10 protein-coding genes are annotated in these 11135 nt (G+C 63.5%); 9 read left to right on the top strand and 1 reads right to left on the bottom strand.

Features of this window, described 5'->3' with window-relative positions:
- Nucleotides 1–3 precede the first annotated feature (3 nt).
- The gene (locus ACUXV1_RS10245) at nt 4–420 is read right to left on the bottom strand and encodes a MaoC family dehydratase (protein ID WP_019100896.1); all 417 of its coding nucleotides are present in this window, start codon (nt 418–420) and stop codon (nt 4–6) included.
- A 319-nt stretch (nt 421–739) separates the two neighbouring features.
- Here ACUXV1_RS10245 and ACUXV1_RS10240 point away from each other — a divergent pair, with 319 nt between their 5' ends.
- The 9 genes from ACUXV1_RS10240 to gspG all read left to right on the top strand — a co-directional run bounded on the left by ACUXV1_RS10240 (nt 740) and on the right by gspG (nt 11126).
- Complete coding sequence (locus tag ACUXV1_RS10240; RefSeq protein ID WP_043637914.1) at nt 740–1489, top strand: electron transfer flavoprotein subunit beta/FixA family protein; 750 nt, start codon at nt 740–742, stop codon at nt 1487–1489.
- Nucleotides 1490–1492: 3 nt separating this feature from the next.
- Entirely contained in the window at nt 1493–2425 is a 933-nt protein-coding gene (locus tag ACUXV1_RS10235; RefSeq protein WP_043591345.1) for an electron transfer flavoprotein subunit alpha/FixB family protein, read from the top strand.
- A 220-nt stretch (nt 2426–2645) separates the two neighbouring features.
- The gene (locus tag ACUXV1_RS10230) at nt 2646–4427 is read left to right on the top strand and encodes an acyl-CoA dehydrogenase C-terminal domain-containing protein (protein ID WP_203390841.1); all 1782 of its coding nucleotides are present in this window, start codon (nt 2646–2648) and stop codon (nt 4425–4427) included.
- 477 nt (nt 4428–4904) lie between these two features.
- Nucleotides 4905–5531, top strand: a complete 627-nt coding sequence (locus ACUXV1_RS10225) for a hypothetical protein (RefSeq protein ID WP_143330256.1) — start codon at nt 4905–4907, stop codon at nt 5529–5531.
- A gap of 11 nt (nt 5532–5542) precedes the next feature.
- Nucleotides 5543–7699, top strand: coding sequence for a type II secretion system secretin GspD (gene gspD / locus ACUXV1_RS10220; RefSeq protein WP_446015343.1), 2157 nt, complete (start codon nt 5543–5545; stop codon nt 7697–7699).
- The gene (gspE, locus tag ACUXV1_RS10215; RefSeq protein WP_043637902.1) at nt 7696–9156 is read left to right on the top strand and encodes a type II secretion system ATPase GspE; all 1461 of its coding nucleotides are present in this window, start codon (nt 7696–7698) and stop codon (nt 9154–9156) included. The genes gspD and gspE overlap by 4 nt, the downstream gene beginning before the upstream one ends.
- Nucleotides 9156–10367: a type II secretion system inner membrane protein GspF gene (gene gspF, locus ACUXV1_RS10210; protein WP_019100903.1), complete on the top strand. Its 1212-nt coding sequence runs from the start codon at nt 9156–9158 to the stop codon at nt 10365–10367. Before gspE ends, gspF begins: the two co-directional genes overlap by 1 nt.
- A gap of 23 nt (nt 10368–10390) precedes the next feature.
- Entirely contained in the window at nt 10391–10660 is a 270-nt protein-coding gene (locus ACUXV1_RS10205; RefSeq protein ID WP_446015342.1) for a hypothetical protein, read from the top strand.
- Between the two features lie 22 nt (nt 10661–10682).
- A complete protein-coding gene (gene gspG / locus ACUXV1_RS10200) occupies nt 10683–11126 on the top strand; it encodes a type II secretion system major pseudopilin GspG (protein ID WP_019100905.1) in 444 nt (147 codons plus the stop codon).
- The last annotated feature ends 9 nt before the right edge of the window (nt 11127–11135 follow it).

The following is an 11135-nucleotide window of genomic DNA, read 5'->3' as shown; positions in this document are numbered from 1 at the left end:
AGCTCAGGGTTTGCTGGGCGCCTTGACCAAGGATTCGCCTTCCAGCACCACCTTGCCGCGGACCGAGCATTGAGTCGCCAATTTGACGAAGTGTTTGTCCGGGTTCAGCTCTATCACGGTGGCGCGGGCGGTCACGGTGTCGCCGATGCGCACCGGCGCTTTGAAACGGGTGGATTGCGATAGATAGATGGTGCCGTGGCCGGGCAATTGGGTGCCCACTACGGTGGAGATCAGGCTGGCGGTCAGCATGCCGTGCGCGATGCGTGTCTCGAACGGCGTTTGTTCCGCGTATTCCTGATTGATGTGCACCGGGTTGTTGTCGCCGGATACGGCGGCGAACATCAGCACGTCGGCTTCGGTGATGGTCTTGCTGAATTCGGCGAAATCGCCGAGCTGAAGATCTTCAAACCAAACAGTCATGACCGCTCCTGACTTGATATGACGATAAAATGCTGCGGTGCATTGTGACAGCTTTTGGCCGAAATGCAAATTGCCGAGAAATCACGTACTATCGGCGATAAGTTGCGTTTTTGCCACGCTGTATGCAATACAAATCAACCAAACGCTCGTTTGAATTTGTCCTTGGGGCATAATCAGGCTTGCTTCGGCAATTGCTGCTTCCGCGTTCGATCAATCCAGACGGCGGCATTTCTGAAACGGCCGCGCTTGGCGGCGCGGCGGCGGCTATAAGCCGCTCCAGGTTTCTTTTGAGAGATGTCCAGAGGTTTGTTGGAGGAATATGAAAGTTCTAGTCGCTGTGAAACGCGTTGTGGATTACAACGTGAAGGTTCGGGTCAAGGCCGACGGCACTGACGTGGATATCGCCAACGTCAAGATGTCGATGAACCCGTTTGACGAAATCGCGGTGGAAGAGGCGGTGCGCCTCAAAGAAGCCGGCAAGGTCAGTGAAATCGTGGCGGTGTCGCTGGGCGTGAAGCAATGCGAGGAGACGCTGCGCACCGCGCTGGCGATGGGCGCGGATCGCGCCATCCTGGTGGAAACCGACGTGGAGCTGCAGCCGCTGGCGGTGGCCAAATTGCTGAAAGCCGTGGCGGAAAAAGAACAACCGCAGCTCTTGATCGTGGGCAAGCAGGCGATTGACGACGACGCCAACCAAACCGGCCAGATGGTGTCCGCGCTGCTGGGCTGGGGCCAGGGCGCTTTCGCCTCCAAGGTGGAACTGTCGGCGGAGACCGTGGACGTGACCCGCGAGATCGACGGCGGTTTGGAAACCGTCAAGCTGCGCCTTCCTGCGGTGGTCACTTCCGACCTGCGCTTGAACGAGCCGCGTTTCATCAAGCTGCCCAACATCATGGCGGCCAAGAAAAAACCGCTGGACAAGACCACGCCGGCGGAGCTGGGCGTGGACGCCGCTCCCCGTCTGAAGACGTTGAAGGTGGCGGAGCCTTCCAAGCGCAGCGCCGGCATCAAGGTGGCCAACGCCGCCGAGCTGGTTGCCAAACTGAAAACCGAAGCAAAGGTGCTGTAAGCCATGGCCATTCTCGTTATCGCTGAACACGACAACCAGAGCCTGAAAGCAGGCACCCTGAACACCATTACCGCCGCCGCCAAGCTGGGCGAAGTGCACCTGCTGGTGGCCGGCCACAACGCCGCCGCAGCAGCAGAAGCCGCCAAGAGCGTGGCGGGCGTCGCCAAAGTGCTGCTGGCCGATGCCGCGCACTACGCGCACGGCCTGGCCGAGAACCTGGGCGTGCTGGTGTCCGGCCTGGCCACGAGCTACAGCCACGTGCTGGCGCCGGCGTCTTCCTTCGGCAAAAACCTGCTGCCGCGCGTAGCCGCGCTGCTGGACGTGGCGCAGATCTCCGAGATCGTCGCCATTGAGTCCGCCGATACCTTCGTGCGGCCCATCTACGCCGGCAACGTGCTGGCCACCGTGCAGTCCGCAGACCCGATCAAGGTCATCACCGTGCGCACCACCGCCTTCGACGCGGCGGGCCAGGGCGGCTCCGCCGCGGTGGAAGCCGTGGCCGCTGCCGCCGACGCGCAGCTGTCCAGCTTTGTGGGTCAGGAACTGACCAAGTCCGATCGTCCGGAACTGGGCTCGGCCAAGGTCATCGTTTCCGGCGGCCGCGCCTTGGGTTCGGAGGAGCAGTTCAAGGCGGTGATCGATCCGCTGGCGGACAAGCTCTCCGCCGCCGTTGGCGCTTCCCGCGCCGCGGTGGACGCCGGCTACGCGCCAAACGACTACCAAGTGGGTCAGACGGGCAAGGTCGTGGCACCGCAGCTGTACTTCGCAGTCGGCATTTCCGGCGCCATCCAGCACCTGGCCGGCATGAAGGATTCCAAGGTGATCGTCGCCATCAACAAGGACGAGGAAGCGCCTATCTTCCAAGTGGCGGATTACGGCATCGTCGGCGATCTGTTCACTGTTGTTCCGGAGTTGATGGCCGAGTTGTCCAAATAATCCCGCGTCCGCGCCGCGAGCCTCTCGCCGGCGTGGATGGGGTTCGGCGCGCCGCATGGCCGCCGGAACAAGAATATTCAGCCGGCAACGCCCGCGCGCAGTCATCGGCCCGATGCGGGCCGGACCCGTGCGGCGCTTGCCGGCTTTTTCATGTCTGCGAATAGAAACCGATTGCCGGCTGCGGAGGCCATCCCAGCCATCCAAACACGAGGAGAAGGCGATGATTTATCAAGCACCGATCAAGGACATCCAATTCGCGCTTAACGAGTTGGCCGAGCTTCCGGCCATTTGCGGCCTGCCGGGCTATGGCGAGTGCTCGGTGGAACTGGTGGACGCCATTTTGGAAGAGGGCGCCAAGTTTGCCGAGGGCGTATTGGCTCCCATCAACAAGCAAGGCGATCAGGGCGCGAAATGGCGCGACGGCGAAGTCAGCGCCGCACCGGGCTTCAAAGACGCCTGGCAGCAATACGTCGAGTCCGGCTGGGTGGGCCTGCGCGCGCCGGAGGCCTACGGTGGTCAGGGCATGCCGGCCCTGGTGGCCACGGCGGCCGAGGAGATGTGGTGTTCCGCCAATCTGGCCTTCTCGCTGGCGCCACTGCTGACCTTGGGGGCGATCGAAGCCATTCACCATCACGCGTCGGACGAACTCAAGAGCGTCTATCTGCCGCCGATGTCCAGCGGCGCCTGGACCGGCACCATGAATTTGACCGAGCCGCAAGCCGGCTCAGACCTGGCTCAGGTGCGCAGCAAGGCGATGCCGCAGGCCGACGGCAGCTATCGCATCAGCGGCCAGAAAATCTTCATCACCTGGGGTGAGCACGATATGGCGGACAACATCGTCCATCTGGTGTTGGCCCGCTTGCCGGACGCGCCGGCCGGGGTGAAGGGCATCTCCTTGTTCATCGTGCCCAAATTCCTAGTCAATGCCGACGGCAGCCTGGGCGCACGCAACGACGTGCGTTGCGTATCGCTGGAGCACAAGCTGGGCATCCACGGCAGTCCCACCGCCGTGATGAGCTTCGGAGATCAGGGCGGCGCGGTCGGTTATCTGGTTGGCGAGGCCAACAAGGGCCTGAACTACATGTTCACCATGATGAACCACGCACGCCTGGGCGTGGGCATCGAAGGTCTGGCGGTATCGGAACGCGCCTACCAGAAGGCGGTGGAGTACGCGCGCGATCGGGTGCAGAGCCGTGCCGTGGGCTCGCCCGATCCGACCGGCGTGGCCATTATTCAGCACCCGGATGTGCGCCGCATGCTGCTGACCATGCGCGCCCAAGTGGAAGCGCAGCGCGCGCTGGCCCTGTATACGGCGGCGGCGCTGGACCGCGCCGCGCGTCATCCGGTGGCGAGCGAAAAAGCGCGCAATCAGGCGCTGGCCAATTTCCTGATCCCTATCGTCAAGGGCTGGAACACCGAGCAGGCTAATGAAATCACCAGTCTGGCGCTGCAGGTGCACGGCGGCATGGGATATATCGAGGAAACCGGGGTTGCGCAGTACTACCGCGATGCGCGCATCACCGCCATCTACGAAGGCACCACCGGCATTCAGGCGCTGGACTTGATTGGCCGCAAGACCGCCGGCGAGAGTGGCGTCACTGCCCGCGCCTTGCTGGAAGAGGCGGCCGGTTGCGCGGTCAAGCTGCGCGCGGCGGGCTTGACCAGCCTGGCGGACAATCTGGATGAGGCGGTCAAGCAGGCGCGCCGCAGCGTCGATTTCATCCTGGCCACCTTTACGGGGCAACCGCAACGTGCGGCGGCCGGATCGGTGCCCTTCCTCAAGCTGATGGGCATTACCCTGGGCGGCTGGCAGATGGCGCGCGCGGCGCTGATCTCCCAGGCCAAGCTGGGCGAGGCCGATGTGGATCACGACTTCTTCAAAGCCAAGCTGGCCACTGCGCGTTTCTACGGCGAGCACTTGCTGCCGCAGGCGGGCGGTTTGGCGGCCGCGATCGTGGAAGGCGCGGACAGCGTGCTGGAGATGGACGAAGCCTGGTTCTGAGGCGGGGAGAAAGGCCAAGAAGACGCCGCGGGTTCCGCGGCGTTTTTTGTTGCCTGGCCGATGCAAGAGCGATTCTTGCATGAGTTTGTAATCGGCCTTTGAGATAATGAAAAAGACCTTGTTGCGAGATGCTGTGCTGCAATATCAAAAACCGTTTGTCATTAAAAATATTTTGCCGCATAGTGTTTGTTCCGCCCCTAGCTACGGGCAGTGTGCGAAATCGGGCGAAAAAATAGTCCTTAATAGAAGAATTAATCGCATGGCGCGCTGATATTCGCCTGAATATTGCCGGGCTATGCAATTCGGTCTTTTTTTGGATTGACCGTATCCTGATGGCGTGCAAATAATCCGCTGCATGACTCACAGCCATGCTTGAGCCAGACCCTCGCCGATTCCACCAAGACGCGAGCGTTTGCTTGAGTCTGGCCGCAAGGTCCGCGCTTAGATTTCAAGAATGAATACAGAAGCCAGGATGCAATGAAGCAAGTGGTCCATTGGAGTGAAAAGGGGAAGCGATTGTTGCCGTCGGCCGCGATGCTGGGACGTCTGGTCGCCGCTTTGCCTTGGCTGGCGCTGGCCGGCGCCGCCGTGTGGCTGGGTACGGTCGCCGCGCCGTTGCTGGGCCCCGCCGCCAAGCAGTGGCGAGGCTTAAGCGAGCCGGCGCCGCAGTCCGCTGCCGCCAATGTGGCGATGGCGCACTGGTTTGGCGAGCCGGTGGCGCAACAGGCCGCGGCTTTGCCGCCGGTCAAGCTAATCGGCGTGTACGCTCCGCAGGCTTCCGGCGCGCCCGGCTTCGCGGTGATAGACGACAATGGCCGTTCGGTGGCCTTGTTGCTGGGCAAAACGACGCCGGATGGCTGGGAGCTGGCTCAGATCACCGCCTCCGGCGTGTTGATGCGTTCCGGCGGCAGCGAGCAGTTTGTGCCCTTGGTTGAGCGCGTGCCCGGCGCGGGGGCCGTGGTTGGCGGCAATATCCCGCCGACGATGCCGCCGCCGATTTCTCCTCCTTCCCAGGCCCCCGTTTCTCCCCCCGCCGTGGTCCCTGTGAATCCTGAAACCCCGCCGCAACCTGGGCTGGATTCCGCCAGCATGGTTCGCCAATAAGAAGACTGAATATGCGTATCCACAAACTCGTCGCCATCCTGGCCCTGGTCTACGGTTGCAACGCCGCATTGGCCGCCACCCCGCAGAACGATGGAGTGATGCTCAACTTCGTCAACGCCGACATCGAAACCGTGGTCAAGGCGATAGGCGAGATCACCGGCAAGAACTTCATCATCGACCCGCGAGTGAAGGGCACGGTCAACATCGTGTCCAGCAAGCCGGTGCCGCGCGCCTTGTCCTATCAGATCCTGTTGTCTTCCTTGCGTTTGCAGGGCTTCTCTGCGGTGGAGGGCGGCGGCGTGGTCAAGATCGTGCCGGAGGCCGACGCCAAGTTGCACGCCAAGGCCAGCAAGAGCATTCCGCGCGGCGACGGCGATCGATTGATCACCAAGGTGTTCACGCTCAAATACGGCAATGCGAATCAGCTGGTGCCGGTGATCCGTCCCATCGTGTCGCCCAACAACACGATTGCAGCCTACCCGCAGTCCAACGCGCTGATCGTCACCGACTACGCGGACAATATCCAGCGCATCGAGTCCATTATCGACTCGATCGAAAGCGCGGCCTCGGGCGATACCGTGGTGGTGCCGGTGCTGTTCGGCTCCGCGGTGGAGTTGGCCGGCAGCCTGAACAAGCTGTTGCAGGACAGCGGCGCCGGCGCCGACGGCGGCAAGACCACCATCATCCCGGACGCGCGCGCCAATGTGCTGATGGTGCGCGCCGACACCCCGGGCAAGATCGGCAAGATCAAAAGCCTGTTAAAGCTCCTGGATCAGCCCAGTCAGGCCGGCGCCAATGTGCGCGTGGTCTACCTGAAAAACGCAGAGGCCGGCAAAGTGGCGCAGACGCTGCGCGCGCTGATGACCGGCGACGCCGGCCCCTTGCAGGGCCGCACCGCGGTGAGTACCAATGGCGGCTCCAGCTCCAGCCTGTTGAATCAGAGCGGTTCGGGCAGCGGTTCCGCGGCCTCGTCCAGCGGCTCCGCCAGCGCCGCTCAGGCAGCCAGTCCGGTGGGAGGCGACAGCGCGTCCAGCAGCGGTAGCGGCGGCGGGGCCGGAGGCGGCGGTTCCATGATCCAGGCCGACCCCACCAACAACGCGCTGATTCTGAATGTGCCGGATTCCATGTACCAGAATCTGCGCAATGTCATTGACCTCTTGGACAAGCGCCGAGCACAAGTGATGGTGGAAGCGCTGGTGGTGGAAGTGGCCGCGCAGCGGGTGATGGAGCTGGGCGTGCAGTGGCAGGCGCTGGGCGCGCTCAACGGCAACGGCGCCGGGGTTTTCGGCGGAACCAACTTCCCCGGCACCTCCAATCCGGGAATCATCGGCCTGTCCGGCGGGGCGCTGGCCGGCGGTACCGGTGCCGCCGCCACGCCTCTCGGCGCTCTGGCCGGCTCCGCCGGCCTCAACATCGGCTGGGTCAAGGGCACCGTCAACATTCCTGGCATCGGCACTGTGTTGAATATGGGCGCGCTGGCTCGGGCGATGGAGACGGAAATGGGCGGCAACATCGTGTCCAGTCCGTCCCTGATGGCGATGGACAATGAGAAGGCCAAGATCCAGATTGGTCAGGAAGTGCCTATCCTGACCGGCCAATACAGCAATACCGGCAGCAATAGCAATGGCTCGGTCAACCCCTTCCAGACCTATGACCGCAAGACCATTGGTTTCAATCTGGAAATCACGCCTCAGATTTCCGAAGGCGGCTCCATCCGCATGAAGATTTTGCAGGAAGCGTCCACCATCGTGCCGGGCACCGATAAAAACCCGCAGGGTCCTACCACCAACAAGCGGATGATAGAAACCATCGCCAACGTCGACGACGGCGGCATCATCGCCATCGGCGGCTTGCTGCAGGAAGCGGTCAGCGACAATGAAAGCAAGGTGCCGCTGCTGGGCGACATTCCATGGCTGGGCGCCTTGTTCCGCTACAGCAACAAGAAGCGCGAAAAGACCAATCTGATGATTTTCATCAAGCCCACCATCGTCCGCGACGATCTGGGCGCGCGTTCCATCGCCACCGATCGCTACAACTACATCATCGGCGAGGGCCAGAAGGCGGAGAGGGAGAAGCTGCAGATGAATCTGGATTCGGCTCTGAAGTCCCTGCCGGAGAGTGGCATCCGCTCGACGCTGGAACAGAGCCTGAAAGCGCAACCAAAATGAACAAGCCCAAGCTGTCGCCGGCGCTGGGCTTTCCGTTCGCGCGCGCCAACGGCGTCATCCTGCTGGACGGCGAAAGCGGTCGGCATCTGCTGCTGCGCGAAGACAGCCGGCCCGAGGCCTGGGCCGAAGTGCTGCGCCTGCACGGCCAGGGGCTGGCCAGCGTGGAGACGCTGGAGGCCGCCTTGTTCGACAAGCGGCTGTCCGAGCATTACGCCAACCGCGACGGCGCGGCGGCCGAGGTGGTGGACGACATCGGTCAGGATTTGGACCTGACCCAGATGGTGGAGTCCTTGCCGACGGTGGAGGATCTGCTGGAAAGCGAGGGCGACGCGCCCATCATCCGCATGATCAACGCCTTGCTGACCCAGGCGCTGCGCGACGGCGCCTCGGACATCCATATCGAGGCTTTCGAAGACCGCTCGGTGGTGCGTTTCCGCCTGGACGGCTCGCTGCGCGACGTGGTCAGCCCGCACCGCGCGCTGCATGCGGCCATGGTGTCGCGGATCAAGATCATGGCCAACCTCGATATCGCCGAAAAACGCATTCCGCAGGATGGCCGCATCTCGCTGCGCCTGGGCGGCCGCCCGGTGGACGTGCGGGTATCCACGCTGCCCACCAGTCACGGCGAGCGCGTGGTGCTGCGTCTGCTGGACAAGGAAAACGCCCGCCTGGATCTGGCCACGCTGGGCATGGCGGCGGACACCTTGCAGGCGGTGGACAAGGTGATCCGCCAGCCTCACGGCATCCTGCTGGTCACCGGCCCCACCGGTTCGGGCAAGACCACCACGTTGTACGCGGCTTTGTCGCGGCTGGACGCGCGCCACACCAACATCATGACGGTGGAGGACCCGGTGGAGTACCACCTGGACGGCGTCGGCCAGACCCAGGTCAACCCGCGCATCGACATGAGTTTTGCCAAGGCGCTGCGCGCGATTCTGCGCCAGGATCCGGACGTGGTGATGATAGGGGAGATTCGCGATCTGGAAACCGCGCAGATCGCGGTGCAGGCCTCGCTGACCGGTCACCTGGTGTTGGCCACGCTGCACACCAACGACGCGGCCTCGGCGGTGACGCGGCTGGTGGACATGGGCGTTGAGCCCTTCCTTTTGGCGTCCAGCCTGCTGGGCGTGATGGCGCAACGGCTGGTGCGCCGGCTGTGCCCGCACTGCAAGGCGCCGCATCCGGTGCCGCTGGAAGGTTCGGAGGACACGCCGCATTACCGGCCTGCGGGGTGTCCAAGCTGCGGCCATTCCGGCTACAAGGGGCGCTACGGCGTCTATGAACTGCTCTTGGTCGACGATCAGTTGCAGCGCTTGATCCATGATCGCGCTTCCGAGCAGAAAATGCGCGACTACGCCGCCCGCCACGGCATGCGCTCGCTGCGCGACGATGGCCTGCGTTGGGTCAAGGCCGGCGAAACCTCGCTGGAAGAAATCATGCGGGTGACGAGGAACTGATGGCCGCCTTCCGCTTTACCGCTTTCGACCCCGCTGGCAAGGAGCAAAAGGGCTTGCTGGAGGCGGACTCCGCGCGCGCCGCGCGCAGCCAGCTTCGCGAACGCGGCCTGCTGCCGCTGGAGGTGGAAAGCGTCAGCGCCAAGAACGGGGACGCCGGCAGTTCCGCTCTGCGCCGCGGCTTGCCGCGCGCCGAGCTGGTGATGATCACCGAACAGCTGTCCACCCTGCTCAACGCCGGGTTGCCCTTGGAAAAAGCGCTGACCGCGGTGACCGAGCAGTGCGAGCACCCGCGCAGCCGCACCGTGCTGGCCGCTTTGCGCAGCGACATTCTGGAAGGCAAGAGCTTCGCCCAGGCGCTGTCCGCCGCGCCGGGCGTGTTCTTCCCCTTGTATCGTTCACTGGTGCAGGCCGGGGAGCAATCCGGTCATCTCGACACGGTGATGGCGCGCTTGGCCGAATACTTGGACAAGCGCCAGAACACCCAGCAAAAAGTGATGCTGGCGATGGCCTATCCCGCCGTGGTCACCGTGGTGGCCATTCTGGTGGTGGCCGGTTTGATGAGCTATGTGGTGCCGCAAGTGGTCAGCGTGTTCGCGCAGACCAAGCAGACCTTGCCTTTCCTGACCCGGGCGCTGGTGGCCGCCAGCGATTTTCTGCGGCAGTGGGGCGTTGCGCTGCTGGCGGGCATTGTCGCCGCGCTCTTTCTGACGGTGCGCGCCTTGCGCGCGCCGGCGCTGAAGCGGCGCTTTCACGCCAGGCTGTTGAAGCTGCCGGTGTTCGGCCGTCTGCTGCGCGCGCTCAACACCGCGCGCATGGCCAGCACGCTGTCCATTCTGGTGGGCAGCGGCGTGCCGCTGCTGACCGCGCTTGAAACCGCGCGCGGCCTGATGACCTTGCTGCCGATGCAGGACGCGGTCAGCGAGGCGATGGCCAAAGTGAGAGAAGGCGTGGCGCTGTCGCGTGCGCTGCACGCCACCCGTCAATTCCCGCCGGTGCTGATCCATCTGATAGGCAGCGGCGAATCCAGCGGCACGCTGGCCCATATGCTGGACCGTGCCGCTCAGCAGCAGGAGCAGGAGGTGGAGCGCAAACTCGCCACCTTCACCACCCTGATGGAGCCGCTGCTGATCCTGTTCATGGGCGGCATGGTCTTGTTGATTGTGCTGGCCATCATGATGCCCATCATCGACATGAACCAGATGGTGCATTGATTTTTGCGGAAAGAAGCACGGCAATGTCTCACAAGGCAGTTTTACAGCAATGGGTGTTGAAAGCGCTGGCCGCGCACGGCGGCAAGGCGGACCGGCTGACGGTGGCCAAGCACATCTGGCAGGCGCGCGGGCGCGAGCTGGAAGGCACCGAGTTGTTCTACACCTGGCAATACGATATGAGCTGGGCGGCGAGCGAGCTGAGAAAGCTGGGCCAGCTCAAGCCGGCCAATGCCGGACGCCGCCGGCGTCTGGGAATTGTCCGGCGAAGGTCCCTCCCTGTTTTGACCCTTTGAAACCTCGGTAGTAGGAGTAGATATGCGACACCTTTCCAAAGCGGCCCAGCGAGGCTTCACCCTGATCGAAATCATGGTGGTGATCGTGATTCTCGGCGTACTCGCGGCGTTGGTGGTGCCCAAGGTGATGAGCCGTCCGGACGAGGCGCGCGCCGTCGCCGCCAAGCAGGACTTGGGCGCGCTGAGCCAGGCCCTGAAATTGTATCGTCTGGACAACGGCCGCTACCCCAGCAGCGAGCAAGGCCTGCAGGCGCTGGTGCAAAAGCCGACTTCGGCGCCGGAGCCGAAAAACTGGAAGCCGGGCGGCTATCTGGAGCGTCTGCCCAAGGACCCGTGGGGCAATCCCTACCAGTACGCCAACCCCGGCACGCACGGCGAGATCGACATCTGGAGCTTCGGCGCCGACGGCGAGCCGGGCGGCGAGGGCGTGGACGCCGACATCGGCAACTGGGACGCGGTCAAGTAAGGCCGGAGC

This window comes from Chromobacterium sp. W521 (assembly GCF_052805975.1).
This window is presented reverse-complemented; position numbering and strand designations above follow the sequence as displayed.

Excerpts from the sequence above, each read along its gene's own strand:
- ACUXV1_RS10230 (WP_203390841.1), top strand. The coding sequence starts at position 2,646 with ATGATTTATCAAGCACCGATCAAGGACATCCAATTCGCGCTTAACGAG.
- ACUXV1_RS10235 (WP_043591345.1), top strand. The coding sequence starts at position 1,493 with ATGGCCATTCTCGTTATCGCTGAACACGACAACCAGAGCCTGAAAGCA.
- ACUXV1_RS10225 (WP_143330256.1), top strand. The coding sequence starts at position 4,905 with ATGAAGCAAGTGGTCCATTGGAGTGAAAAGGGGAAGCGATTGTTGCCG.
- gspE (WP_043637902.1), top strand. The coding sequence starts at position 7,696 with ATGAACAAGCCCAAGCTGTCGCCGGCGCTGGGCTTTCCGTTCGCGCGC.
- ACUXV1_RS10240 (WP_043637914.1), top strand. The coding sequence starts at position 740 with ATGAAAGTTCTAGTCGCTGTGAAACGCGTTGTGGATTACAACGTGAAG.
- gspD (WP_446015343.1), top strand. The coding sequence starts at position 5,543 with ATGCGTATCCACAAACTCGTCGCCATCCTGGCCCTGGTCTACGGTTGC.
- ACUXV1_RS10245 (WP_019100896.1), bottom strand. The coding sequence starts at position 420 with ATGACTGTTTGGTTTGAAGATCTTCAGCTCGGCGATTTCGCCGAATTC.
- gspF (WP_019100903.1), top strand. The coding sequence starts at position 9,156 with ATGGCCGCCTTCCGCTTTACCGCTTTCGACCCCGCTGGCAAGGAGCAA.
- ACUXV1_RS10205 (WP_446015342.1), top strand. The coding sequence starts at position 10,391 with ATGTCTCACAAGGCAGTTTTACAGCAATGGGTGTTGAAAGCGCTGGCC.
- gspG (WP_019100905.1), top strand. The coding sequence starts at position 10,683 with ATGCGACACCTTTCCAAAGCGGCCCAGCGAGGCTTCACCCTGATCGAA.